At 72.8% G+C, this 23,993-nt stretch carries 23 protein-coding genes; 14 read left to right on the top strand and 9 right to left on the bottom strand.

Annotated features, from left to right (window positions below; all coding sequences use genetic code 11):
- Positions 1-56 precede the first annotated feature (56 nt).
- Positions 57-968, top strand: a complete 912-nt coding sequence (gene ypfJ, locus ACLBYB_RS27985; protein WP_020094309.1) for a KPN_02809 family neutral zinc metallopeptidase — start codon at positions 57-59, stop codon at positions 966-968.
- A 147-nt stretch (positions 969-1,115) separates the two neighbouring features.
- Here ypfJ and ACLBYB_RS27980 read toward each other — a convergent pair whose 3' ends face one another.
- Complete coding sequence (locus tag ACLBYB_RS27980; RefSeq protein ID WP_020094308.1) at positions 1,116-1,376, bottom strand: hypothetical protein; 261 nt, start codon at positions 1,374-1,376, stop codon at positions 1,116-1,118.
- A gap of 195 nt (positions 1,377-1,571) precedes the next feature.
- On the opposite strand from ACLBYB_RS27980, the gene ACLBYB_RS27975 reads away from it, so the two are divergent.
- The gene (locus tag ACLBYB_RS27975; RefSeq protein ID WP_020094307.1) at positions 1,572-3,194 is read left to right on the top strand and encodes an ABC-F family ATP-binding cassette domain-containing protein; all 1,623 of its coding nucleotides are present in this window, start codon (positions 1,572-1,574) and stop codon (positions 3,192-3,194) included.
- Between the two features lie 118 nt (positions 3,195-3,312).
- A complete protein-coding gene (locus ACLBYB_RS27970; RefSeq protein ID WP_447700723.1) occupies positions 3,313-3,792 on the top strand; it encodes a hypothetical protein in 480 nt (159 codons plus the stop codon).
- Positions 3,793-3,842: 50 nt separating this feature from the next.
- On the opposite strand, the gene mnmE is transcribed toward ACLBYB_RS27970, so the two are convergent.
- Positions 3,843-5,168 carry a tRNA uridine-5-carboxymethylaminomethyl(34) synthesis GTPase MnmE gene (gene mnmE, locus ACLBYB_RS27965; protein WP_447700722.1) on the bottom strand — a complete coding sequence of 442 codons (1,326 nt, stop codon included), beginning with the start codon at positions 5,166-5,168 and terminating at the stop codon, positions 3,843-3,845.
- 122 nt (positions 5,169-5,290) lie between these two features.
- Between mnmE and bla the strand changes: the two genes are divergently transcribed.
- The 5 genes from bla (at position 5,291) to ACLBYB_RS27940 (ending at position 9,498) form a co-directional block, all read left to right on the top strand.
- On the top strand, positions 5,291-6,193 hold the full coding sequence (gene bla, locus ACLBYB_RS27960; protein ID WP_447700721.1) for a class A beta-lactamase: 903 nt from the start codon (positions 5,291-5,293) through the stop codon (positions 6,191-6,193).
- Between the two features lie 11 nt (positions 6,194-6,204).
- Positions 6,205-6,714 carry an aminoacyl-tRNA deacylase gene (locus ACLBYB_RS27955; RefSeq protein ID WP_447700720.1) on the top strand — a complete coding sequence of 170 codons (510 nt, stop codon included), beginning with the start codon at positions 6,205-6,207 and terminating at the stop codon, positions 6,712-6,714.
- A 78-nt stretch (positions 6,715-6,792) separates the two neighbouring features.
- Positions 6,793-7,149: a hypothetical protein gene (locus ACLBYB_RS27950; RefSeq protein ID WP_091682708.1), complete on the top strand. Its 357-nt coding sequence runs from the start codon at positions 6,793-6,795 to the stop codon at positions 7,147-7,149.
- Positions 7,150-7,245: 96 nt separating this feature from the next.
- On the top strand, positions 7,246-8,094 hold the full coding sequence (gene panC, locus ACLBYB_RS27945) for a pantoate--beta-alanine ligase (protein WP_447700719.1): 849 nt from the start codon (positions 7,246-7,248) through the stop codon (positions 8,092-8,094).
- A 117-nt stretch (positions 8,095-8,211) separates the two neighbouring features.
- Positions 8,212-9,498, top strand: a complete 1,287-nt coding sequence (locus ACLBYB_RS27940; RefSeq protein ID WP_091927657.1) for an OprO/OprP family phosphate-selective porin — start codon at positions 8,212-8,214, stop codon at positions 9,496-9,498.
- 52 nt (positions 9,499-9,550) lie between these two features.
- Here ACLBYB_RS27940 and ACLBYB_RS27935 read toward each other — a convergent pair whose 3' ends face one another.
- Positions 9,551-11,092, bottom strand: a complete 1,542-nt coding sequence (locus ACLBYB_RS27935; RefSeq protein WP_447700718.1) for an EAL domain-containing protein — start codon at positions 11,090-11,092, stop codon at positions 9,551-9,553.
- 234 nt (positions 11,093-11,326) lie between these two features.
- Here ACLBYB_RS27935 and ACLBYB_RS27930 point away from each other — a divergent pair, with 234 nt between their 5' ends.
- Positions 11,327-12,205, top strand: a complete 879-nt coding sequence (locus tag ACLBYB_RS27930) for a MipA/OmpV family protein (RefSeq protein WP_056533515.1) — start codon at positions 11,327-11,329, stop codon at positions 12,203-12,205.
- Between the two features lie 68 nt (positions 12,206-12,273).
- Positions 12,274-12,495, top strand: coding sequence for a heavy-metal-associated domain-containing protein (locus tag ACLBYB_RS27925; RefSeq protein WP_026605107.1), 222 nt, complete (start codon positions 12,274-12,276; stop codon positions 12,493-12,495).
- A gap of 133 nt (positions 12,496-12,628) precedes the next feature.
- Here ACLBYB_RS27925 and ACLBYB_RS27920 read toward each other — a convergent pair whose 3' ends face one another.
- Positions 12,629-12,778, bottom strand: a complete 150-nt coding sequence (locus ACLBYB_RS27920) for a hypothetical protein (RefSeq protein WP_020094296.1) — start codon at positions 12,776-12,778, stop codon at positions 12,629-12,631.
- Positions 12,779-13,184: 406 nt separating this feature from the next.
- Between ACLBYB_RS27920 and mnmG the strand changes: the two genes are divergently transcribed.
- From mnmG to ACLBYB_RS27900, 4 genes are all read left to right on the top strand, one after another.
- A complete protein-coding gene (mnmG, locus tag ACLBYB_RS27915; RefSeq protein WP_447700717.1) occupies positions 13,185-15,086 on the top strand; it encodes a tRNA uridine-5-carboxymethylaminomethyl(34) synthesis enzyme MnmG in 1,902 nt (633 codons plus the stop codon).
- On the top strand, positions 15,083-15,718 hold the full coding sequence (gene rsmG, locus ACLBYB_RS27910; protein WP_091927653.1) for a 16S rRNA (guanine(527)-N(7))-methyltransferase RsmG: 636 nt from the start codon (positions 15,083-15,085) through the stop codon (positions 15,716-15,718). The genes mnmG and rsmG overlap by 4 nt, the downstream gene beginning before the upstream one ends.
- Positions 15,715-16,572 carry a ParA family protein gene (locus ACLBYB_RS27905; protein ID WP_020094293.1) on the top strand — a complete coding sequence of 286 codons (858 nt, stop codon included), beginning with the start codon at positions 15,715-15,717 and terminating at the stop codon, positions 16,570-16,572. Before rsmG ends, ACLBYB_RS27905 begins: the two co-directional genes overlap by 4 nt.
- A gap of 61 nt (positions 16,573-16,633) precedes the next feature.
- Entirely contained in the window at positions 16,634-17,527 is an 894-nt protein-coding gene (locus ACLBYB_RS27900; protein ID WP_026605106.1) for a ParB/RepB/Spo0J family partition protein, read from the top strand.
- A 280-nt stretch (positions 17,528-17,807) separates the two neighbouring features.
- On the opposite strand, the gene holA is transcribed toward ACLBYB_RS27900, so the two are convergent.
- The 5 genes from holA to ACLBYB_RS27875 form a co-directional block, all read right to left on the bottom strand.
- Positions 17,808-18,845, bottom strand: a complete 1,038-nt coding sequence (gene holA / locus ACLBYB_RS27895; RefSeq protein WP_020094291.1) for a DNA polymerase III subunit delta — start codon at positions 18,843-18,845, stop codon at positions 17,808-17,810.
- Between the two features lie 6 nt (positions 18,846-18,851).
- Positions 18,852-19,397 (bottom strand): LPS assembly lipoprotein LptE, encoded by a 546-nt coding sequence (gene lptE, locus ACLBYB_RS27890; RefSeq protein ID WP_447682445.1) that lies wholly within the window; start codon positions 19,395-19,397, stop codon positions 18,852-18,854.
- A 169-nt stretch (positions 19,398-19,566) separates the two neighbouring features.
- Entirely contained in the window at positions 19,567-20,526 is a 960-nt protein-coding gene (locus ACLBYB_RS27885) for an AEC family transporter (protein WP_447700716.1), read from the bottom strand.
- 107 nt (positions 20,527-20,633) lie between these two features.
- Positions 20,634-22,865, bottom strand: a complete 2,232-nt coding sequence (locus tag ACLBYB_RS27880; RefSeq protein WP_447700715.1) for a TonB-dependent siderophore receptor — start codon at positions 22,863-22,865, stop codon at positions 20,634-20,636.
- 130 nt (positions 22,866-22,995) lie between these two features.
- Complete coding sequence (locus ACLBYB_RS27875) at positions 22,996-23,883, bottom strand: acid phosphatase (RefSeq protein ID WP_447700714.1); 888 nt, start codon at positions 23,881-23,883, stop codon at positions 22,996-22,998.
- Positions 23,884-23,993 lie beyond the last annotated feature (110 nt).

Raw genomic sequence — 23,993 nt, 5'->3', positions numbered from 1 at the left:
AGCCAATCCCGGCCCGCCCGAGGCGGCCGGCGCAGCACCGATGGCGGGACCCAACCATGCGCTGGGAAGATCTACGCAGCTCCGACAACGTCGAGGATCGCCGGGGCGAGGGCGGCGGCGGTGGCGGCATGGGCTTTCCCGGCGGCGGCGCCGGCGGGCTCGGCATCGGCACCATCGTGGTGCTGCTGATCATCAGCTACTTCACGGGCATCAACCCGGCGATCCTGATTGGCGGCGCCCAGCAGATCGGTGGCGGCGGCCGCAGCCAGCAGGAGCAGGTCGACCCGCAGACCCAGGCCAAGCGGCGCCAGGCCCCGACTGACGAGAGCGGCCGGTTCGCGTCCAAGATCCTCGGCAACACCGAGGACGTGTGGAGCCAGATCCTCCCGCAGCAGACCGGCAAGCAGTACACCCCGACAACGCTGGTGCTCTACACCGGCGGCACGCGCTCCGGCTGCGGCTCGGCCCAGGCGGCGATGGGCCCGTTCTACTGCCCGCTGGACAAGAAGGTCTATCTCGACACGGGCTTCTTCAAGGAGATGGCCTCGAAGTTCGGCGTGAAGGGCGACTTCGCCTACGCGTACGTCATCGCCCACGAGGTCGGCCACCACGTCCAGGACGTGCTCGGCATCCTCGGCAAGGTCCAGCAGCGCCAGCAGCAGGCCTCCAGCAAGACCGAGGCGAACGCCCTCTCGGTGCGGATCGAGCTGATGGCCGACTGCCTCGCCGGCGTCTGGGCCAAGAACTCCAACGACAAGTACGCCGAGCTCGAGCAGGGCGACATCGACGAAGCGCTGAACGCCGCCGCGCAGATCGGCGACGACGCGCTCCAGCAGCGCTCGCGGGGCTACGTGGTGCCGGATTCTTTCACCCACGGCTCCTCAGCCCAGCGCCAGCGCTGGTTCATGGCCGGCTACAAGAGCGGCCAGACCAAGTCCTGCGACACGTTCCGGACGGCCAATAACTGAAGGCGGATCGCGGCTTCACGAGCCGCCTCCGTCATCGCGAGCGCAGCGAAGCGACCCAGGGTAACGTGACGTCGCCGGATGTGGCGCCGCTGGATTGCTTCGCTCCTCTCGCACTGACGGCGCGCGGAGATCCGGCGGGCACGCGCCTCACCCCCGGCTCAGCCGCCGGGCGTTGGCCTGGACCTTCCGCCGGTAGCTGCGGATCACCTTGCCGTTCGAGGCGCCCGCGGCGAGCATGAGCGCCGCCTCGCCGGCGGCCAGCATCTTCTCGGTCACCATGAGCTGCGCCTCGGCCTGGGCCGCCGGGCCGCCGAGGGCGAACATCGCCATGCGCTGCGCGATGACGCCCTGCGCCTCCAGCCCCAGCATGGCCATGTCCATGCCCGTCATCCACCAACCGAACAGCATCGCGATCCTCATGTTGCCCAGGGCAACGGCCGAGCCTCATCCCGGGTCCCGGGATGCGCCCAGGCCTGCGCCGGACGCAAGCATTATCCCGCACTGCGGCATCCTGCCTTTGCGCCGCGTCGGCCGATGCCGTAAGCGGCCGGGATACTCCCGGACACCTTCCGGACAGCGACCTCCCGGACAGCGCCCGCCGCCATGATACGCCTGGACAAGATCACCAAGCAGAACGGGCGGCAGCTCGTCTTCATCGAGGCCTCGGCCGCCCTCCAGCGGGGCGAGAAGGTCGGCCTGGTCGGCCCGAACGGGGCCGGCAAGACCACCCTGTTCCGGATGATCATCGGCCAGGAGCAGCCCGACGAGGGGCAGGTCGCGGCCGACCGGGGCATCACCATCGGCTATTTCAGCCAGGACGTCGGCGAGATGTCGGGCCGCAGCGTCGTCACCGAGGTGATGGACGGCGCCGGCCCGGTGAGCGCGGTCGCGGCCGAGCTCGCCGAGCTCGGCGCGGCGCTCGCCGACCCGGACCGCGCCGACGAGATGGACGCCCTGGTCGAGCGCTACGGCGAGGTCCAGGCCCGGTTCGAGGAGCTCGACGGCTACGCCCTGGAGGGCCGGGCCCGCGAGGTGCTCGACGGGCTGAGCTTCAGCCAGGAGATGATGGACGGCGACGTCGGCGCCCTCTCGGGCGGCTGGAAGATGCGCGTCGCGCTCGCCCGCATCCTGCTGATGCGCCCGGACGTGATGCTCCTCGACGAGCCGTCCAACCACCTCGACATCGAGAGCCTGATCTGGCTCGAATCGTTCCTGAAGGGCTACGACGGCGCCTTGCTGATGACCTCGCACGACCGCGAGTTCATGAACCGCATCGTCACCAAGATCATCGAGATCGACGCCGGCGCGCTCACCACCTACTCGGGCGACTACGCCTTCTACGAGGGCCAGCGGAAGCTCAACGAGGCGCAGGCCCAGGCGCAGTACGAGCGCCAGCAGGCGATGCTGGCGAAGGAGATCGCCTTCATCGAGCGGTTCAAGGCCCGGGCCTCCCACGCCGCCCAGGTGCAGAGCCGGGTGAAGAAGCTCGACAAGATCGAGCGGGTCGAGCCGCCCCGGCGGCGGCAATCGGTGGCCTTCGAGTTCCAGCCGGCACCGCGCTCGGGCGACGACGTCGTGATGCTCAAGGGCGTGAACAAGCGCTACGGCAGCCGCACGATCTACGAGGGACTCGACTTCTCGGTGCGGCGCAAGGAGCGCTGGTGCGTGATGGGCATCAACGGCGCCGGCAAGTCGACGCTGCTCAAGCTCGTCACCGGCACCACCGCGCCCGACGACGGCTCGGTCACGGTCGGCGGCAGCGTCAAGCTCGGCTACTTCGCCCAGCACGCCATGGATCTGCTCGACGGCGACCGCACGGTGTTCCAGACCCTGGAGGATTCCTTCCCGCAGGCCGGCCAGGGGTCGCTGCGGGCGCTGGCCGGCTGCTTCGGCTTCTCGGGCGACGACGTCGAGAAGCGCTGCCGGGTGCTCTCGGGCGGCGAGAAGGCCCGGCTGGTCATGGCGCTGATGCTCTACGACCCGCCGAACTTCCTGGTGCTCGACGAGCCGACCAACCACCTCGACATGGGCACCAAGGAGATGCTGATCGAGGCGCTGGCCAATTACGAGGGGACGATGCTGTTCGTGTCCCACGACCGGCACTTCCTGGCCGCCCTCTCGAACCGGGTCCTCGAGGTCACGCCGGAGGGGATCCACCAGTACGGCGGCGGCTACACCGAGTACGTGGCCCGCACCGGCCAGGAGGCGCCGGGCCTCCGGAGCTGACGGTCCGCTCCGTCCTCGCGGGCGCCGCGTTCCGGCCGGGAGCCCTGCGACCGGCGCGCCGCTATCGCCCCCTGGCGCCCCGCGCTAGGCTGCGCCGAAACGGCCCGGGTGAGACGCCGTGCGACGCCTGCTGAAATTCCTCCACACGATGGGGTGCGCGGGGCTGCTGGGGGCCATGGCGTCCCTGGTCGTCATGCTGAGCTTGGCGCCCGCGCCGTCCGCCCTGACGGGCTACGCGGCGATGCGGGGCGCGATGGGCGCCGTCGCCACCTGGATCTTCCTGCCCGCCCTGGCGGTGACGCTGATGTCGGGCCTGCTGGCGATGGCGCTGAACCGCGCCTTCCTCAACGCCGGATGGGCGTGGGTGAAGCTCGCCACCGGCGTCCTGATGTTCGAGGGCGGGCTGGTCTACGTCCAGGGCCCGATGAAGCAGGAGGCGGAGCAGAGTGCCCGCGCGCTGGCGGGCCTCGTCGATCCCGCGGTGCTGGCCGTCTCGCTGACCGGCGAGCGCGGCACCCTCTGGGTCCTGCTGGCGGTCGCGACCGCGAACGTGGCGCTCGGGATCTGGCGGCCGCGGATCCTGCGGATCCCCCAGTAGCGAAGCCGCGTCGGGCCCGATTCCAGCTCGATTGATTGCCGGCTTTAAATCTATTTCCCGATGCAGAACCCGCCGAACAGCCGGTCGAGGACATCCTCGACGCCGACATGGCCCGCGACCGCGCCGAGCGCCCGCACCGCGAGCCGCAGATCCTCCGCGGCCAGCTCCGGGAGACCGCCGGCACTCCCCGAGACGCGATCCAGATGGCCGATGCAGGCCTCCAGCGCGGCCCTGTGCCGGGCGCGGGTGATCAGCGCGTCGCCGGTGCCGAGACCGTCCTCGGCCGCGGCCTGGATGGCATCGAGCAGGGCGCCCATGCCGGCGCCAGTATGGGCCGAGACCGCCACGTCGGCCGGATTCCCGGCTTGTTCTGAGCCGGCAAAAAGATCGGCTTTGGTCCGGACGGTCAGGACCGGACAGCGCGCCGGCCCGAGGTCCGGAACCGCGCCGCCGGGGGGCATGAGGGCCACCACGAGATCGGCCATGTCGATCCGCGCCCGCGTCCGCAGGATCCCCGCCGCCTCGATCGGCTCCGCGGTCTCGCGGAGCCCGGCCGTGTCGACCAGCAGGACCGGCAGGCCGCCGAGGTCGAGCCGCACCTCGATGGCGTCGCGGGTCGTCCCCGGGCTGTCCGACACGATGGCCACGTCCCGTCGGCTCAGCGCGTTCAGCAGGGTCGATTTCCCGCTGTTCGGAGCCCCCGCCAGCACCACCATGAACCCGTCACGCAGGCGCTCGCCGCGCTGGCCGTCGCGCAGCGCCGCGGCGATCGCGTCGCGCAGGCGGGCGGCGCGGTCGAGCAGCGCCGCGTCGAGCCCGGCATCGTCCACGTCCCCCTCGTCGGCGAAGTCCAGCGCGGCCTCCGCGGCGGCGAGGCAGTCGATCGCCTCCGCGCGCCACGCGGCCACCTGCCGGCTGAGCGCGCCGTCGAGCTGGCGCAGGGCCTGCCGGCGCTGGCCCTCGGTCTCCGCGTCGATCAGGTCGGCGACGGCCTCCGCCTCGGCGAGATCCATCCGCCCGTTGAGGACGGCCCGCCGGGTGAAAGCCCCGGGCTCGGCGGCCCGGCAGCCCGGGAGGCGGGCGAGGGTGGCGAGGACGCGCATCCGCACGGCCGCGCCGCCGTGCAGGTGCAGCTCGCCCATATCCTCGCCGCTGTAGGTGTCGGGCCCGGGAAACCACGCCACCAGCGCCCGGTCGAGCTCGGTGCCGTCGTGGGGATCCCGGAGGCTCCGCAGCGACAGCCGGCGGGGCGGCGGCAGGCGTCCGCCCAGGGCGACGAGCGCGTCGCGCGCGGCCGGGCCGCTGATGCGGATCACCGCGACGGCGGCCCGGCCGTAGCCGCTGGCCGGCGCGAAGAGCGTGTCGGTATCGGTCATGGTCCCACAGGGCCGCGCGAGGGGCGGAGTTTCACGTGAAACAATCGCGGTCGCCCTATACCATCCCGGCGCCGACGCGCCGCACCCGCTTGCGCCGTCGCGATCTCGAATGGGGATGCGCCATGATCGTCCGGACCCGCCGCGCCGTCGGCCTCGGCCTGCTCGCCGCGCCCCTCGCCGCCGCCCTCCCCGCGTCCCCGGTCCTGTCCGCGCGCGCCGCGGAGGCCGAGCCGGACTGGGCTGCCATCGAGCGCCGGCTCGGCGGCCGCCTCGGGATCGCGGCCGCCTCGGTGAACCGCGTCCTCGCCGCATACCGCGCCGACGCGCGCTTCCCGATGTGCAGCACCTTCAAGGCGCTGGCGGTGGCGGCGGTCCTGGCGCGGGTCGATGTCGGCCGCGAGACCCTCGACCGGGTCGTCAGCTACGGGCCCGGCGACCTCCTGAGCTACGCGCCCGTGACCCGGAAGGCGCTGGAGGCCGGCGCCGGGACCGGGCGGATGCGCGTCGCGGACCTGTGCGCGGCCACGCTGATCTGGAGCGACAACACGGCCGCCAACCTGCTCCTGGCGGATCTCGGCGGGCCCGAGGCGCTGACCGCGTGGCTGCGGACCACCGGCGATCCCGTCACCCGCCTCGACCGGACCGAGCCGACCCTCAACACCGCACTGCCCGGCGACCCGCGCGACACGACCACGCCGGACGCCATGCGGGCGACCCTGGGCCGTGTCCTCCTCGGAACCGTCCTGTCGCCGGACTCGCGCGCCCGGCTGGAGGCCTGGATGGTCGCCTGCGAGACCGGCCGGAAGCGCCTGCGGGCCGGCCTGCCGCCCGACTGGATCGCGGGCGACAAGACCGGGAGCGGCGACAACGGCACCGTCAACGACGTCGCGATCCTCCGGCCGCCGGGGCGCGCGCCGATCCTCGCGGCGGTCTACGTCACGGAATCGACCGCCTCCCCCGACACCTGCGCGGCGGCCTACGCGGAGATCGGCCGCCTCATCGCCGCGCGCGCCCATTCGACCTGACCGGACGAACCATGAAGACAGCCGCCAAGACACCCAACAAGACATTTTCCAAGACGACCCGCGCGACGCTCGCCCTCTACAAGGCCGGCATCCGGTACAGCCTCCACGTCTACGCGTACGATCCGGACGCGCCGCGCATCGGCCTGCAGGCCGCGGAGGCGCTCGGGGTGGACCCGGGACGCGTACTGAAGACCCTGATGGCGTCGGTGGACGGACGGACGGTCTGCCTGCTCGTGGCCTCCGACAGGGAGGTGTCGATGAAGCGGGTCGCCGCCGCCTTCTCGGGCAAGGCCGCGTCCATGCTCAAGCCGGCCGATGCCGAGCGGCTGACCGGCTACCATGTCGGCGGGATCAGCCCGCTCGGACAGAAGCGGTCTTTCCCGACCGCGATCGACGCCGGATCCCTGACCGAGCCGGCGGCCGAGATCCACGTCAACGGCGGCGGCCGCGGCTTGCAGATCCGGCTGACCGAGAGCGATCTGGCCGCCGTCCTGGACGCCCTCGTCGTGTCGCTGACGTGATCCCGCGGTAATCACTCGTTTACCCTGCCGTCGCACGGTGTCGCCTTCCGACAGAGACGAAGGCGGCGCAGGGGCGGCATGCGGGAGACGGCGCGCAGGGCGGTGACGGCGCTCGGACTCGTCCTGCTGCTCGCGGCACCGGGCCGGGCGGCCGATCTCGACCTCCGCTACGGCGCCGAGGCGGGCGTGGGCGGCAGCCCCCGCTTCTTCCCGCGCAACGACGGCCTCGACCGTCGGCCGGTCTACGCGGTCCGGTCCCGTCGCGTGCCGGTGGGCTGCACGCCCCGGCGGGTGCCCGTGCCGACCAACGCCCCGGACGATCCGAGCTACGTCGGCTCCGAGTACGGCCTGGGGCATCCGAGCTATTACGGCTTCACGCCGCCGCTGGGCGTGGACGACCCCTTCGGGCGCTCCCTCCTGCCCTACTGCCCCTGACGCCGATCGCGACGACTCGGTCCGGCGTCGACTGCCGGATTCCACCGCCCCGCATCATGCTCTAGACCGGCCCTGCCCTCCCCCGGAGCCCGTGCCGTGTCCGAGTCGACCTTCCAGTCCTTCCGCGACCTCGCAGCCCTGCGCGGATGCGTGGCCGCGTGGCGCGCGGCGGGCGAGCGCGTCGTCCTGATCCCGACCATGGGCGCCCTGCACGAAGGGCACCTCGCCCTCGTGGCCGAGGCGCGGCGGATCGGCCGCCGGACCGTGGCCAGCATCTTCGTCAATCCGACCCAGTTCGGCCCGAACGAGGATTTCGCCCGCTACCCCCGCGACCTCGACGCGGATCTGGCCCTGCTGGCGGGGGCCGGCGCGGACGCCGCCTGGACGCCCGGCGCCGAGACCATGTACCCGCCGGGCTTCGCCACCCGGATCGAGGTCGCGGGCCTGACCGAGGGGCTGTGCGGGCCGTTCCGGCCCGGCCATTTCGCTGGCGTCGCCACGGTGGTGACCAAGCTCCTCAACCAGGTCCGGCCGGACGTCGCCCTGTTCGGCGAGAAGGACTTCCAGCAGCTCCGCGTGCTCCAGCAGGTAGCGGCGGATCTCGACCTCGCGGTGGAGATCCGCGGCGTGCCGACCGTGCGCGAGCCCGACGGCCTCGCGCTGTCGTCGCGCAACCGCTACCTCTCGGCCGAGGAGCGCGCCGTCGCCCCGAAGCTCCAGGCCGTCCTGGCCGAGATCGCCTCCGCCTCCCGCAACGGCACCCCGGTGGCCGGCCGGATCGCCGCCGGGCGGGCGGCGCTGGAGGCGGCGGGGTTCCGCGTCCAGTACCTCGCGGTCTGCGACGCCCGGACCCTGGTGCCGGTGGAGCGGGTCGACGGCCCGGCCCGCGTCATCGCCGCGGCCTTCCTGGGCCGGACCCGGCTGATCGACAATCGCGCCGTCTAGGCCGGCGCCGGTCCGACCACCGACGGTCGTGGCCGCCGGGCCACGACGCGCGGATTTCCGGCTTCAACTGCGCCAGGTGATTGGCGCCGCCCGGCCGACCTGCTCTCTGCTGGTCGCGTGATCGGAACGCGCACCGCACCGGCCATCCTGGCCGTGTCCCTCGCCCTGGCGGGCCCCGCCGGCGCCGGCGAGGACGCGTTCGAGGGGATGGCCGGCCCCTACGGCGAGCGCCTGCGCTACGACGCGAAGGGGTTGACGCTCACCTTCCCCGAGCCCGACGTGAAGCTCCGGATCGGCGGGCGGCTGCACATCGACGGCGGCGCGGCGGGTTTCAGCCGGCCGGACCTGCCCGAGGCCTTCCCCGACAACGTCGCCGTGCGCCGGGCCTGGATCGAGCCGACGCTCACGATCGGCCGCGACTGGGTGATCGCCTTTCAGTACGATTTCGCCGACCCGATGCTGCCGATCAACGACGCGCTGGTCGCCTGGAAGGGGCTGCCGGACACGATCCTGACGCTCGGCAACATGAAGGAGCCCTTCAGCCTGGAATGGCTGCAGAGCAACAACGACACGCTGTTCGCCGAGCGCTCGGTGGCCAACGCCCTCGTGCCGGAGCGCCGGTTCGGCTTCGCGGCCGGGCACCACGGGGCCGCCTGGACCGCGGTGGTCGGCGTCTTCGGCAACGCCGCCAGCAGCGGCATCGACGGGGACGGTGTCGCGGTGGCGGCCCGCGCCACCGTCGCGCCGATCATGGAAGGGGACGAGACCCTGCATCTCGGTCTCGCCGGGGTCTTCCGCAGCCGGTCCCGGTCGGACGGGGCCTTCAGCTTCTCCAGCCCCGCCGGCGCCTTCCTGTTCGAGCGCCCCCTGGTGGATACGGGCGACCTCCCCGACGCCGCCAGCGTGTCGCGCCTCGGCGCCGAGCTGGCCTATCGCCGCGGCCCGTTCCTGCTGCAGGCCGAGTACATCCGGGCCGCGTTGCAGCCGTTCCGCGGTCCCGGCCAGCCCGGCACCGCGCTCGATTTCCAGGGCGGCTACGTCGAGGCGGCCCTGGTGCTCAACGGCGAGGGCCGCGCCTACGCGCTGACGCCGCAGAGCGGCACCACTTACGCGACCTTCCGCGGCGTGACGGTTCCGGAGGCGCAGCGGCTCTCCCGGGGCGGGATCGGGGTGTTCGAGCTTGCGGTGCGCTACAGCGCCGTCGACCTGGACGCCCGGGGCTTCCGCGGGGGCATGGAGCAGGACGTGACCCTCGGTCTGAGCTGGTATCCCGAGCCCAACCTCCGGTTGATCGGGAACGTCGTGCACGGGCGCGTGCAGCCGGGGGTGGCCCAGGCCGAGACGCTGGGTACCCGCCCGTTCACGGTCGACACGGTGATCGCGCGCCTGCAGATCTACTGGTGACCGGGCTCGCCGGGCCCGCAGCGTGCCCGGGCGCGGCCCCTCGCACGGGCTCTCACACGGCCCTGCGCAGGACCGACCGGAACGGGCGCCGCTCCGGCTCCGGCGGGGGCGTCGGCTCCTCGGCGGGCTGGGTCGCCAGGACCTCCGCGCGCACCGGGCGCGGGGCCGCGAAGGCCGTCCCCTGCGCGAACGGCACGTCGAGGTCGATCAGGTCCGGGACGTCGGCCTCGTCGGCGACGCCCGTGGCGACGACGCGGATCCCGGCCCGGGCCAGGGCCGGCGCGGTGTCCTCCAGGGCGATGTCCGACAGGCTGCCGCGGCCCGCGCCGGGCCGGAGCAGCATCTCCGCCGGCACCTTGACCTGCCCGATGCCGAGCGCCGCGAGTTCGGCCGCGTCGAAGCGGAGGTCGTCCGGGCGGTCGAGGCTGAACCCGATCCGACCCTGCAGGGGCGCGAGCAGGCCCCGCTGGCCGGCATCGAGACGGCGCCAGCTCTCCTGCGGCAACGCGATGGTCAGGCCGGCCAGGGCCGGATCGTCGGCGGCCGTGCGGGCCAGCTCGCGCAGGAGGCCGGGCTCGAACAGCGACAGCGGCGACAGCCCGTAGGTCAGCAGGGTCTCGCTGCCGCGCCGGGCGAGGTGGCGCGCCACGATCGTGGCCCGCTGCAGCATGCGGCGGTCGAGCTCGGTGGTGCGCCCGTAGCGCTCCAGCACCGGCAGGAAAACCTCGGGCTCGGCCGGCGGCGCGCCGGGGCCGCCGATCCGCAGCCGGGCCAGCGCCTCGTAGGCCACCACCTTGCGTTGCGGCAGGGTGACCACCGGCTGCAGATGGATCTCCAGACCGTCCCCCTCGAAGGCCGCGACGATCGCGCCCTCGTCCGCGGGGGGGATCGCGGGGCGGGGCGGGATCGGCCGCGGCGGAATCGGCCGCGCCGGGACGGACGGGGCCGGGGCGAGCTGAGACCGGGGCGGGACTTGCTCGAGCGAGGCGGCCTGAACCTGCGGAGGCGGTACCGGCGCTGGCTGCGGCGACGGGGCCGCTGCGGCATCCGGAAGGGCTGCGCCGGGCACCGTGGGCAGGGGCCGGGGCGCCTCGGCGGGTGCGATCGCGGGCCCGATAACGGGCCTGATCTCGGGCGCGATCTCCGGCCTCGCCTTGAGGCCCGCGATCTCGGCATCCTGGGCGCTCACGACCGTGGTGAGGTCGCGGACGATCCCGCTGAGGAGCCCGAACTCGACGGTCAGTTCCTCGATCTGGGCGCGCAGGGCGGCCTCGGCGGTCTCGGGCCGCGGCTGGGCCGCCGCGGTCGCGGCCGCCGTCTCGACCTTGAGCAGGCGCCGGGACAGCAGATCGACCTCGCCGGACAGCTTCTCGCAGCGCGCCTTGAGGGTGGCGATACGGGTCAGGGCGAGACCGCCCGCCAGGGCGGCCGCGGCGCCGAGCGTCAGGGCACTCCAGAGCGGCAGGAACACCGCGAGCGGCCCGAGAACGACGAGCCCGAGAAGGCCGACCGTCAGCAGCCCCGCGTACCGGCCGAGGACCGGGACCATCGTCTGAACACCTGCCAGGAACGCGCGCCGGTCGCCGGGGGACATCCCGAGCGATCCCCACCGGGCGCGAACCGAATCGCAGGATCATTGGCCGCCCGCACCCCGCCCGGCAAGGCTCAGGGACCGCGATGGCGCGCCGCCGCCTGTTAATTCCGGGCGGTGTGACGCCCGCGCCCGCTGGAACGTTGCGGATTCATCACGGCGGACCCGATTGCGGGGCGATCCGGGGAGGGTTGCGCGGCTTGCGAATGCGGACGGGATGAAAAAGGATCATAAAGCGTGGCCATGACGCCCGCCCCCCCGCGTACTCCCCGATTTCGCGCCGTTCTCGGCGCCGGCGCGCTCCTCGCGACCCTCGGCACGACGGCGCCGCGGGCCGCGGATCTCGGCGCGGATCTTCCGCGCACCACGCCGACCTTCGCGATGGTCGATCCCAACACTTGGATCGTCACGCTCAGCGGCTCGATCCAGGCCGTGCCGCGCTATCCGGGCGCGAGCGACTACACGGCCGTCGGCTACCCGTCGATCGACATCCGCCGGGTCGGCGAGCCGCGCCGGTTCTCGACGCCGGATGACGGGTTCAGTTTCTCGCTCTTCGACACCGAGTCGTTCCGCATCGGCCCGACCGCGCGCTTCGTGCCGGGGCGCTACTACGGCGACGACCGGCGCCACCTGTACGGTTTCCGCGACGCCCGCTTCGCCGTGGAGCCCGGCGTGTTCGCGGAGTTCTACCCGGTCTCGTTCATCCGGACCCGCGTCGAGCTGCGCCAGGGCGTCTACGGGCACCACGGAACGGTCGGCTCGGTGGCGGCCGACTACCTGATCCCGGCGGAGAAGTTCCTGTTCTCCATCGGGCCGCGCCTCAATGTCGGCGATGCCAGCTACGCCCGGAAGTACTTCGGCGTCTCGCCGATCGAGGCTGCGCTGAACGGGCGCGTCACCCCCTACGATCCGCGCAGCTTCTACTCGGCCGGCGTGCTCGGCGGCGTGACCTACACGCAGAGCGAGACCTGGGCCTACACGGCCTATGCCGGCTACACCCGGATCCTGGGCGCCTCCGGCAACAGCCCGCTGGTGCGGCGCCCGTTCGGCAACCCCAACCAGTATCAGTTCGGCCTGCGCATCGATTACGCCTTCCGCATGCCGGCGCTGTTCTGAGCCGACACCCGGCTTGCGCTGGCCCCGCCGGGCCCCGACATCCCGGGGAGGCGGTTATGGAGGCCCCGATGGACGAGACGCGCGCCGACCTGCTGATGCGGGTCGAGGGCATGACCTGCGACGGCTGCGCCGCCGCGGTGACCCGCACGGTGAAGCGGATCGATCCCGCGGCCGACGTGCAGGTCGACCGGGACGCCGCGCGCGTGGCGATCCGCACCGACGCGCAGGCGCTGACCATCGCCGAGGCCCTGACCAAGGCCGGCTACACTGCGACGGCCATGACCGGCTGAGCCGGCTCGGCGCCCCGCGTTCGCGGGCCGCGGGAGGCACCGTGCGGCCGTCCGCGCGCGCGGTGCGGTCATCCCGGCCGGCGCGACGCTCGGCCGGGAAGCCTGGCCCGAGACGACGCGCCCCCGCTTCCCCTCAGGAGCGGCTCAGGAACATCCCGGTCAGGAGCAGGGCAAAGCCCGCGAGGCCGAACAGGCCTTCCTTGCGCCGGGTGCGGTCGAGGAAATGAGCGGCGGCGCCGGCCGCGCAACAGGCGGCGCCTAGGCCGATTGTCAGCGACGACATCTCGAGTCTCCTCCTCGCGCGTCGCTCGGCGGCGCGGCGAAAACAGTCCCTCTCGTGGGCCTGCCGGACGGCGTTGTCCGCACAGGATCGCGTCACGGCGCAAGATTTGCACGGCCCGGAGAGACTGGCAAGGCGCGACGCCCAAGTCCTCGCGGGATCCGCGACAGCAATGGGCGCGGGAACGACAGATCTTCGCGCAGCGGGCGTTCTGAATACCGCATCCAGAGGATCCGCCGCCGCCGGCGGAGGGGGCGTCGTTCCGGCGGGCGGGACGCGTTGACCGGCGCGCCCGCGCGCGCTTAGACCTCCCGGCAGATCCGCCGGTCCCGCGCCCACCCGCCGTGCACGGCCCGGGGCGCTCCTCGCACCCGCGGCGGGATGTCCGCGAAAGGCTGCTCGGTACCCGATGCTCACCCCCTCCTCCGCCCGGTTCGACGTCGCGGTCGTCGGCGGCGGCCATGCCGGCGTCGAGGCCGCCGCCGCCGCGGCGCGCTGCGGCGCGCGCACCGCGCTGGTCACCCACGATCCGGCGACGATCGGGGCGATGTCCTGCAACCCGGCGATCGGCGGCCTCGGCAAGGGCCACCTCGTCCGCGAGGTCGATGCCCTGGACGGGCTGATGGGCCGGGTCGCCGACGCGGCCGGCATCCAGTTCCGCCTGCTCAACCGCCGCAAGGGTCCGGCGGTGCGCGGCCCCCGGACCCAGGCCGACCGCAAGCTCTACGCGGCCGCCATGCAGGCGGCCGTGGCCGGGACCGAGGGGCTGACGGTCATCGCCGGCGCCTGCGAGGACCTGGCCTTCGACGCCGAGGGCCGCCTCCGCGGCCTCGTCCTGGCCGACGGCCGGACCCTCGCCTGCGGCGCGGTGGTGCTGACCACCGGCACCTTCCTGCGCGGCCTGATCCATATCGGCGAGCGGCAGATCCCGGCGGGCCGCGTCGGCGAGGCGCCGGCGGTCGGTCTGGCGCGGACCCTCGACCGGCTCGGCCTGCGCCTCGGGCGCCTGAAGACCGGCACGCCCCCGCGCCTCGACGGGCGGACCATCGACTGGTCCGGCCTGGAGATGCAGGAGGCCGACGCCGAGCCGGTGCCGTTCTCGACGCTGACCGAGCGGATCACGACGCCGCAGATCCGCTGCGGCATCACCCGGACGAGCCGGGCCGTCCACGACCTGATCCGCGCCAACCTGCACCGCTCGCCGATGTATTCCGGCGGCATCGCCAGCCGGGGCCCGCGCTACTGCCCGTCGATCGAGGACAAGGTCGTGCGCTTCGGCGACCGGGAGGGCCACCAGATCTTCCTGGAACCGGAAGGGCTCGATGATCCCACCATCTACCCGAACGGCATCTCGACGGCGTTGCCCGAGGAGGTGCAGCACGACCTCGTCCGCCTGATACCCGGGCTGGAGCGGGCCGCCATCCTGCGGCCGGGCTACGCCATCGAGTACGATTACGTGGACCCCCGGGAACTCGACGTCGGCCTTCAGGTGAAGAGCCTGCCGGGCCTGTTCCTGGCCGGCCAGATCAACGGCACGACGGGCTACGAGGAGGCCGCCGGCCAGGGGCTGGTGGCCGGCCTCAACGCCGCCCGGCACGCGGGCGGCCTCGGCATCGCGGGCTTCGACCGGGCCGAGTCCTATCTCGGCGTGATGATCGACGACCTCGTGACCCAGGGAGTCAGCGAGCCCTACCGGATGTTCACCTCGCGCTCGGAGTACCGGCTGTCCCTGCGGGTCGACAACGCCGACGCCCGGCTGACGCCGCGCGGGATCGCGCTGGGCTGCGTCGGAGGACACAGGGCGGCCCATTTCGCGGCCGGGCAGGCGGCGCTCGACGCGGCGCGCGCCCGCCTCGACGCGGTGAGCCTGACGCCGAGCCAGGCCGCGGCCCACGGGATCGTCCTGAACCGCGACGGCATCCGCCGCACCGGCTTCCAGCTCCTCGCCTACCCGGAGATCGGCTGGTCCGACCTGGCGGCGGTGTGGCCGGACCTCGCCGAGGTCGCCCCGCGGATCGCCGACCGGATGAAGACCGACGCGACCTACGCGGTCTATCTCGACCGGCAGGACGCCGACATCGCGGCCTTCCGCCGGGACGAGGCCGTGCGCCTGCCGGCGGGGCTGGACTACGCGGCGATCAGCGGACTCTCCAACGAGACGCGGGTGAAGCTCGAGACCGTGCGCCCCGGGACCCTCGGACAGGCGGCGCGGATCGAGGGCGTGACGCCGGCCGCCCTCACCCTGCTGGCCGCCCACGCGCGGCGCGGGGCCCGCGCGGCGTCGGCCCCCGCAGACCGGCTCCCGGCATGAGCGATCCGGATCGCGCCCGTATCCTCGCGGCGGCCGGTGTTTCACGTGAAACAGCGGAGCGGCTCGACCTCTACGTGGCGCAGCTGCGGCGCTGGCAGCCGATCAAGAACCTCGTCGGCCCCGCGACGCTGGCCGAGGTCTGGAGCCGCCACATCGACGACGCGCTGCAGCTCCTCGACCTCGCGCCGGAGGCCCGCACGTGGCTCGATCTCGGTTCCGGCGCGGGCATCCCGGGCCTGATCCTGGCCATTGCCGGCCAAGAGCGCGGCGTCCGGGTCGACCTCGTCGAGAGCAACGCGCGCAAGTGCGCGTTCCTCACCGAGACCGCCCGGCTCACCGGGGCGCCGGCCCGGGTGCGCAATGCCCGGATCGAGGCGGTGATCGGCGAGTACGTCGGGACCGACGTGGTCTGCGCCCGCGCCCTCGCCCCGATGGCGCAGCTCCTCGCCTGGACGGAGCCTCTGTTGAAAACGGGCACCACCGGCCTGTTTCCGAAGGGGCGGGACGTACAAGCCGAATTGACCCAGGCCGGCGCGCAGTGGAGAGTCGTTAACGACCTCGTGCCGAGCCGGACCGATTCCGAAGCCCGGATCGTGCGCGTCACTGCCCTCGCCGCCCCGAGCCACCGATGAGCGAAGCGATCCTCGGCGACCCCGCCGACAGGTCCATGGATTCATCCATGCGACGCCCTCTGCGCGTTCTGGCGCTCGCCAACCAGAAGGGCGGCGTCGGCAAGACCACGACGGCGATCAACCTCGGCACCGCCCTGGCGGCGATCGGCGAGGACGTGCTGGTCGTCGATCTCGACCCGCAGGGCAATGCCTCCACGGGTCTCGGGATCGACCGCGCCAAGCGCCGGGTCTCGACCTACGAGGTCATGGCCGGCGAGGCCTCGCTGGCGCAGGCGGTGGTCCCCACCGCCGTGCCGCGGCTGTCGCTGGCGCCCTCGACCATGGACCTCCTCGGCCTGGAGCTTGAGCTGGCCACCCTCCCCGACCGGGCGCACCGGCTGCGCGGCGTGCTGAAGAGCCTGACCCAGGCGCCGAGCCTCAGCCGGATCAGCTACGTGCTGATCGACTGCCCGCCCTCGCTCAACCTGCTGACCATCAACGCGCTGGCCGCCGCCGACGCGGTGCTGGTGCCGCTGCAGTGCGAGTTCTTCGCCCTGGAGGGCCTCAGCCAGCTGCTGCGCACCGTCGAGCAGGTCCGCGGCGCCCTGAACCCGAAGCTGACGATCCAGGGCATCGTGCTGACGATGTTCGACCCGCGCAACAACCTCTCCGCCCAGGTCGTGGCGGACGTGCGCGGCTTCATGGGCGACAAGGTCTACGAGACCGTGATCCCCCGCAACGTCCGGATCTCCGAGGCGCCCTCGCACGGGAAGCCGGCGCTGCTGTACGACCTGAAATGCGCCGGCAGTCAGGCCTACCTGCGCCTCGCCTCGGAGGTGATCCAGCGCGAGGGCCGGGTTCCGGCTGCGGCCTGACGGGTTTGAGTCCCCCTCCCGGTTCGAGGGGCGAGTGTGGAGCGTGACACGGGTGGCGATCATGGCGGAGGAGGGGGCGAAGCCTCGACTGGGGCGCGGGCTCGCGGCGCTGATCGGTGACTTCAACGAGGCCGGCAAGGCCTCGGCCAAGGCCGAGGAGCAGCGCCGGGTTCCGATCGAGTTCCTGCGCGCCAACCCGCGCAACCCGCGCCGGAGCTTCGCCGAGACGGAGCTGTCCGAGCTGGCGGCCTCGATCGGCCAGCGGGGCATCATCCAGCCGATCGTGGTCCGCCCGATCGGCGACGTGCCCGGGACCTTCGAGATCGTGGCCGGCGAGCGGCGCTGGCGGGCCGCCCAGCGCGCCGGCCTCGACGAGGTGCCGGTGGTGGTGGTCGAGATCGACGACCGCGGCTCCCTGGAATTCGCCATCCTGGAGAACGTCCAGCGCACCGACCTCAACGCGATCGAGGAGGCGTCCGGCTACGAGCGCCTGATGAAGGATTTCTCGTACACCCAGAAGGAGCTGGCCGAGATCCTCGGCAAGAGCCGCAGCCATCTCGCCAACACGCTCCGGCTGCTCAACCTGCCGCTGTCCGTGCAGGAGCGGGTCACCGCGGGCGAGCTGACCGCCGGCCACGCGCGCGCGCTGCTGGCTGTGCGCGATCCGGAGGCGACGGCGCGGCGCGTCGTGGCCGAGAGCCTATCGGTCCGGGACGTGGAGGCGATCGCCTCCGCGGAGGCAGCCCCAGCCGAGACGCCTCGCCCCGGGCGCCCGCGCCTCTCGGCCGAGCGTCCCGCGACGGTGCGCGACCTGGAACTGCGGATCCACCGGGCCCTCGGCGTCCCGGTCTCCTACAAGCCCAAGGACGCCGATTCGGGCGAGATCCGCATCCGCTACGAGACTCAGGACGAGCTGCAGGCCCTCCTCAACCGGTTCAAGGTCTCGGACGCCTGAGGAACCGTCCCGGCCAGCCCGGGGGCCCGGGCTGAGCGAGCCCGGCGCCGGCCCGGCGTGGGCCCGGTCAGCAGGCCGCGGCGCGCGGTGGTAGAGGGCGTGGTGTCTCGCTCAGGTCAGGCGGTCCGGGCCGGGCGATGGAGCACCGACATCGCGCGTCCCTGTCCGTGTCGGGTCGTGTCGCAGCCGTCTCGCCTGCGGGCCCCTCCGGCCAAGACTGTCGCGCGGTACCCCCCTCTCCGGTGCGGGAAAGGCAATCCGCGCCACCGGCGGCGCGGCCTCAGCGCCGCCGCCGCGCGCCCGCCTCGGCGACCCGCAGGAGGGCCGCCGAGGCCAGCGCGTGGGCCAAGTCGGGCTCGGCCCGCCGGCAGGCGAGGACGGCCTCCTGCAGGGCCGCCACGGCCTGCCGGAGGGTCCCGGGCGGCCACGCACCGAGTTGGCCCTCGATACTGGCCCTGCGCTTGAAATGCAGGCCCCGCCACGTCGCCACCATCGTGGCGGGTGTCTTGTCGGGATTGTCGAGGCGGGTGGTGAGCAGCGTCAGGGCGTGCCGCAGCGCCGAGCCCAGCACCACGCCCGGGTCGAGGCCCTCGTGCCGGAAGCGGCGGTAGTCGCGCTCCACCGCGTCGCGGCGGCCGTCGAAGGCGGCGTCGATCAGGGTGTTGAGCACGCTCGCCGCGACGTCGCTGGTCACGGCCTCCACGTGCTCGAGGGTCACGGTCCGGTCCCCCTCCCCCGCGGCGTAGAGGGCGAGCTTCTCGATCTCCATCAGGCTCGCCCGGCGGTCGCCGCCGAGGCTGCGGGCCAGGACCTCCCGGGCGGCGCGGTCGATGCGCAGGCCGCGCTCCTGGAGCGTGCGCTCGATCAGGTCCGAGAGGGTTCGCTCGTCGTCGGCGTAGCACGGGATCGCCAGCGCCTTCGGCGAGCGCTCGCAGAGGGTGCGGAGCGGGTTGTTCTTGGCGAGGTCGCCGGCCTCCACCACGATGCGGGCGTCGGCGACCGTCGCGCCCAGCACGGCCTCGACGGCCGGCGCGTAGTTGCGGGTGCCGGGCCGGACCCAGATCGACCGCCGGCCGCCGAACAGCCCCAGGGTCCCGGCCTCGTCGCACAGCCGGCCCGGATCAGAGGCGAGGGCGTCGCCGTCGATCCGTACCAGCGCGAACGGGTCGGCCGGGTCGTCGACGAAATCCTCGGCGAGCTTCCGGGCCCGCTCGGTCACCAAGCCGGTATCCGGCCCGAAGACCAGGATGACGGGGATGCGCGGATCGGGCCCGCGCCGGATCAGCCCCTCGATCTCGCCGGCCTTGACCGCCGTCACGTCGGATTACGGCTTCGTCGAGAGCACGGCCGCGAGGCGGCTCTTGATCTGGTCGGACAGCACGCTCGCCAGCCGGATCTCGGCGTCGCGCGCCGCCCGCTGGCTGGCGAAACGCTGGATCGAGCGGTCGTAGGTCGCCGTCGAGGTGGCGACACCCTCGGTGTAGACCTTGGTGCCGCTCATGTCCTCGAGGCTGTACTTGATGTTGGCCACCAGGGTGCCGGCCTCGGCGCGGCCGGTGGTGGAGGAGACGATCGGGGTCTGCACGATCTCGGAGCCCGAGAGCTTCAGCCGGTAGCGCTTGGTCGCCGGGTGGCCGGACCCGTCGAGGTCGAAGACCAGCTCGCTGCGCAGGTAGTGGCCGAGGCGCTCCTGGCCCTGGGCCATCGCGACGTCGTCGACCTGGACCGAGGCGAGCAGGGCCTGGACGGATTCCCCCGAGGCGGTCGGCCCGTAGAGCGGCCGGAAGCAGGCCGAGAGGCTCAGCGCCAGGCCGGTCGCGCAGGCGAGGCGGGCGATCCGCCCCGCGATGGAAACTCCCGAACCCACCATCCGCCGTCGTTCCGCCCCTGCCTGTCGGATCGTTCTAGCGCGGACACGGCGTTCCGCGCCACGACGCTACGGGGCAAACGTTACGATTCCTCTGCGGCAGGAGCGTGGTCGCCCGGTTTCCGAATGTGAGGCCGCGGCCGTCCGGAGAGCCCGGGATCGACCGGGCCGCCTAGGCGATCGCCGCGAGGTAGGCCGAGACCGTCACGACGGCCAGCACGGTCGAGACCAGCACCACGGTGGCGGTCAGGTCGGCCTCGCGCCGGTAGAACTCCGCCAGCATGAACGGCCCGGTGCCGGTGGGGAGGGCGGCCATGAGCACCGCGGTGTGCAGCAGGAGCGGGGGCAGGTCGAACAGGTAGCGGCCGAGGCCGTAGGCCAGGAGCGGGTGGAGCACCAACTTGAGGCCGACGAGCAGCGCGGCGGTGCGCCCCTGCCCGTCCCCGGTCTGGCGGGGCTGGGCCAGGAACAGGCCGAGCGCCACCAGGGCGCAGGGCGCCGCCGCGCCGCCGAGGAGCTTCAGGAACGTGGCCACCGCGTCCGGCACGGCGAGGCCGGCGCTCGGCACCAGCGCGCCCAGCACCGGTGCCACCAGCAGCGGGTTGCGCACCAGCGAGCGGCCGACCGTCCACCACACGGGCCGGCGCGCCCCGCCGCCCCTCCCCGACGCGGCCGCCTCGCGCCGCAGACCGGTCTCGATGAGCACGATCGCCACCGCGAAGACCCCGCAGACCGTGAGGATCGCCGCCACCGTGGTGGGCGCGAGCGCCTCCGGCCCGAAGGCGACGAGCGCCAGCGGGAAGCCCATGAAGCCGGTATTGGCGTAGCCGGCGTTGAGCCCGTCGACCGCGGCGTCGGCCAGCGGCCGCCCCGCCCCGCCGCGGATCAGCACGGCGAGGGCGAAGATCGCGAGGCTGCTGAGTCCGAAGGCCCCGATGAAGCCGGGCTTCCAGATGGTGCTCCAGTGGGCGTGCGCGGTCACGTCGAACAGCAGCGCCGGCAGGGCCAGGAAGACCACGAACCGGTTGAGTTCGGTGGTGGCGGCGGCCCCGAGCACGCCGACGCGCCGGGCCAGCCAGCCGGCGAAGATCAGCGCGAAGATCGGCAGCACGACCAGCAGGGTCGAGAGCATGGCGGGTCCGGGTCGGAGGACGATGCTCCGGCCTTAGGACGGTTTCCGATCCCGGCTCCAGTGCCGGGGGCGGGGACCTGCCATGCCGCGGCCCCCGCTCCCGGACATTACCAGCGGTAGATCAGGCTGCCGATGACTGTCGCGGGCGCGCCGCGGTAGCAGAACCCGGCCTGGCAGGTCGTGTAACTGCGGTCGAAGATGTTGGACGCGTTGATCTGCGCGCGGAAGCCCCTGTACTTCGGGTCGAGGGCCGCGAAATCGTAGGCGACCAGCGCGTCGAACAGGGTCACGGTCGGGTTGCGGACGGTGTTCTCGTCGTCGGCGAAGCTCGTCCCGGCGTAGCGGATGCCGCCGCCCAGTTGCAGGCCGGCCAGCGGCGAGCCGGGTGCGAACTGATAGGTCCCGAAGGCGGTGAAGCTGTCGCCCGGGATCCCCGAGAGGGCGTTGCCGTCGATCGGCCGCCCGGTGACCAGGGAGGTCTGGCGCAGATAGCGAAGGTTGAGATGGGTGTAGGACAGCGTCAGGTTGGTTCCCGGCGCGAAGTTCGCCGTCAGCTCGGCCTCGAACCCTTTCGATTCGACCGACCCGGTCGCGACCTGATTGGCGATGTTGTTCGGATCCTGCCGCAGGAGCGACGATTGCACGATGTCGAACCCTGAGAACGACGTCGTGATATTGGTGTTCGGGATGGCCGCCTTCACGCCGGCCTCGATCTGGTCGCCGGTCGCGGCCTTGAACGGGTTCCCGCTCACGTCGACGCCGACCTGCGGCGTGAAGGTCGTGGCGTAGCTGGCGTAGGGCACCAGGAAGTCGGTGAGCAGGTAATTCAGGCCGATGCGGCCCGAGAAGGCCCGATCGGTCTGGTCGGCGACCGTGCCGGCCGTCCGGTCGCTCGTGTTCTGGAAGACCCAGTCGTGCCGGCCGGTGAGGGTCAGCACGAAGCGCCCGAGCTTGGCCTGATCCTGCAAGTAGGCGCCGATCTGATCCTGCGCCTGGCTCTGGAAGTTCGTGTAGCGCGGCCGGGCGATGACCTGCTGCCCGTAGTTCAAGATCAGGAGGTTGAGGTCCGGCGCGGCCCCGAAACCGAAGGCGCGCGTGTAGTCGTAATGGGCGTAATCGACCCCGCCGATCAGGGTGTGCTGGATCGGACCGCTGGTGAAGCGGCCCTCGAGCTGGTTGTCGAGGGAGATCTGGCCCAGCGTGTCCAGGTAGGCGCCGGCCGTCCGCGCGCCCAGGGTCCGGGCCGGGTTCAGCCCCGTGATCGAGGTGTAATCGTAATCCGCGCGGACGTCGTAGTAGCGAAAGTTCTGACGGAAGATCAGATCCGGCGAGAACCTGTGCTCGAAGGCGTATCCGACGCGATACTGCTGCTGCTTGTACTGGTTGAGCGCCGGATCTCCGGAGTAGAAATTGGTCACCCGGAAGCCCGGATCGTTGTAGAAGAAGGACGTTCCCGGCAGGCGCGACTCGAAATACTCGCTGAGGAAGGTGAAGCTGGTGTCGGAATCCGGGCGCCACGTGAAGGACGGGGCGATGAAGGTGCGGTCGTCGTCTCCGCCGGGCAGGTAGGTGTTGGACTGGCGCTTCACGCCGGTCACGCGGTAGGCCATCGTCCCGTCGGTGCCCGCCACCGGGCCGCCGATGTCGAAATTGCCCTGGAAGCGGTCGTAGTTGCCGGCCTGAAACTGCACCTCTCCGAAGGGTACGAAGACCGGCCGCTTCGAGGTCGAGTCGACGATGCCGCCGGGCGAGCCGAGACCGTAGAGGCCCGAGGCCGGACCCCTCAGGATGGTGACCGCGTCCAGCCCGTAGGGCTCGCTGCGCGGGATCGTCAGGCCCACGGCATTGAGGCGCAGGCCGTCGCGGAAGATGCCGTTGTAGGTCGCGCTGAAGCCGCGGATGTAGAAGGCATCGTAGCGGGGATCGAAGCCGAACACGCTGCTCGACACGCCCGGCGTGTAGGCGATCGCCTGGGCCAGATCCTGCACGTTGCGGTCGTTGAGCTGCTCGCGGGTGACCACCGAGACCGATTGCGGGGTCTCGAGCAGGGGCGTGTTGGTCTTGGTCGCCGCGGGGCTCACGCGCGCCACGTAGCCGGTGACGCCGGAGGGGCCGCCGCCGCCGCCGCTGGTGGCCGCGCCGCCGCCGTCGCCGCGGCTGACATTGCCGCCGCCGACGCCGCCCGTCGGGGCCGCGGCGGCCGCCGGGCGGGCGGCCTCCACGGAGATCTCGTCGAGCTGGACGGCGGCGCCCTGCGCGGCGGCCGCCGGGACCAGGGCGACGGTGGTCAGTGCGGTGGTGGCGAGGAGCAGACCGGACGGAGCGGAACGAAACGACATCGGGGACCCACGAACGCGCCTCTACACGGCGCCCGGGGCTCCCGTACCATCGATCACGGCCGCTCGATCAAGCCGAAAACGTGTTGTAAATCACACACTTGGAAGCGTTCAAATCTACAATCGTTCGCGCCTAGAACTCGAGCGGGGGCTCCCGCAGGGCGGTCGCCTCCCGGGTGCAGGCGGCCTGATCGGGAACCGTCCCGGGGCTGGCGAGGGCGCCGCGAAGCTCGGCGCGGGCCTTGTCGAGATCGGCGCGGAAGGCCGCGTCGCCCATCAGGGCGGCGAAGACCGCGGTGCCGGTCAGGCGTCCCGCGGCCACGTCGCTGAGCCAGTGCACGCCGCACACGATCCGGCTCTCGCCGTAGGCCCGGCCGCGGGCCAGGATCGGGGTCGCCTTCTCGGGCACCAGGGACGCGAGGATCAGCGCGTAGGCCCAGCCCTGCGTGGCGTGGCCCGACGGGTAGCTGAAGCTGTCGGCCAGGGCCTGGCTGCGCTGCACGCAGATCGGCGCCTCGTTGCCGACGAACGGGCGGAGGCGCCGGTAATGGACCTTGGGTCCGCGCGTCGCCCGGGCGAGATCGAGACGGGCGCGCTCCAGGAGGTTGATCACCGCCGGCACCCGCGCCTGATCGATCCGGGTGCCGAGCACGCAGGCGAAGTTCTCCAGGACGGCGGCGGCGCCCTCGGACACGTCGTTGGCGGCCAGCTCCCAGCGCGGCGACCCCTTGAGGGCGCGGGTGCTGTTGAAGGCCGCCCGGTCGGCCTTGTCGAGGGGCGCGTCGTGGGCCGGCGGGGAGGGCAGGAACTGGACGGCGTCCGGCACCGCCCCGTCGGCGAGGTAGGGCTTCACGGCGGGCTTGCCGGGCTTCAGCGTGTCGGCGCCGAGGGACGGGGCCGCCGGTGTTGCCGGGGGGGCCGAGGGGGCGGGGCGGGGGGAATCCTCGGCGCGGGCCGCGACGGACAGGAGGAGGGCGAGGGCGGCCGGGGCGAGGAGGGGCAGGGACGGCGTGCGCAGCATCGGATCCGGGACTCTCTCGGATGGAATCTGCGGGGCGCGCCCGCTGCCGGAGGAACGGCTCAGCCGGCCCGTTCAGTCCCTGCACAGGCACACACGCCTGTCCAGGGCGG

It is taken from the genome of Methylobacterium sp. D54C, from assembly GCF_053345595.1.
Note: the sequence above shows the minus strand (reverse complement) of the source record. Positions and strands in the feature narration are given on the sequence as shown.

Excerpts from the sequence above, each read along its gene's own strand:
- ACLBYB_RS27905 (WP_020094293.1), top strand. The coding sequence starts at position 15,715 with ATGAGCGAAGCGATCCTCGGCGACCCCGCCGACAGGTCCATGGATTCA.
- ACLBYB_RS27925 (WP_026605107.1), top strand. The coding sequence starts at position 12,274 with ATGGACGAGACGCGCGCCGACCTGCTGATGCGGGTCGAGGGCATGACC.
- ACLBYB_RS27950 (WP_091682708.1), top strand. The coding sequence starts at position 6,793 with ATGCGGGAGACGGCGCGCAGGGCGGTGACGGCGCTCGGACTCGTCCTG.
- ACLBYB_RS27875 (WP_447700714.1), bottom strand. The coding sequence starts at position 23,883 with ATGCTGCGCACGCCGTCCCTGCCCCTCCTCGCCCCGGCCGCCCTCGCC.
- ACLBYB_RS27920 (WP_020094296.1), bottom strand. The coding sequence starts at position 12,778 with ATGTCGTCGCTGACAATCGGCCTAGGCGCCGCCTGTTGCGCGGCCGGC.
- lptE (WP_447682445.1), bottom strand. The coding sequence starts at position 19,397 with ATGGTGGGTTCGGGAGTTTCCATCGCGGGGCGGATCGCCCGCCTCGCC.
- ACLBYB_RS27955 (WP_447700720.1), top strand. The coding sequence starts at position 6,205 with ATGAAGACAGCCGCCAAGACACCCAACAAGACATTTTCCAAGACGACC.
- ACLBYB_RS27900 (WP_026605106.1), top strand. The coding sequence starts at position 16,634 with ATGGCGGAGGAGGGGGCGAAGCCTCGACTGGGGCGCGGGCTCGCGGCG.
- ypfJ (WP_020094309.1), top strand. The coding sequence starts at position 57 with ATGCGCTGGGAAGATCTACGCAGCTCCGACAACGTCGAGGATCGCCGG.
- ACLBYB_RS27975 (WP_020094307.1), top strand. The coding sequence starts at position 1,572 with ATGATACGCCTGGACAAGATCACCAAGCAGAACGGGCGGCAGCTCGTC.
- mnmE (WP_447700722.1), bottom strand. The coding sequence starts at position 5,168 with ATGACCGATACCGACACGCTCTTCGCGCCGGCCAGCGGCTACGGCCGG.
- mnmG (WP_447700717.1), top strand. The coding sequence starts at position 13,185 with ATGCTCACCCCCTCCTCCGCCCGGTTCGACGTCGCGGTCGTCGGCGGC.
- rsmG (WP_091927653.1), top strand. The coding sequence starts at position 15,083 with ATGAGCGATCCGGATCGCGCCCGTATCCTCGCGGCGGCCGGTGTTTCA.
- ACLBYB_RS27885 (WP_447700716.1), bottom strand. The coding sequence starts at position 20,526 with ATGCTCTCGACCCTGCTGGTCGTGCTGCCGATCTTCGCGCTGATCTTC.
- ACLBYB_RS27980 (WP_020094308.1), bottom strand. The coding sequence starts at position 1,376 with ATGCTGTTCGGTTGGTGGATGACGGGCATGGACATGGCCATGCTGGGG.
- bla (WP_447700721.1), top strand. The coding sequence starts at position 5,291 with ATGATCGTCCGGACCCGCCGCGCCGTCGGCCTCGGCCTGCTCGCCGCG.
- ACLBYB_RS27880 (WP_447700715.1), bottom strand. The coding sequence starts at position 22,865 with ATGTCGTTTCGTTCCGCTCCGTCCGGTCTGCTCCTCGCCACCACCGCA.
- ACLBYB_RS27935 (WP_447700718.1), bottom strand. The coding sequence starts at position 11,092 with ATGTCCCCCGGCGACCGGCGCGCGTTCCTGGCAGGTGTTCAGACGATG.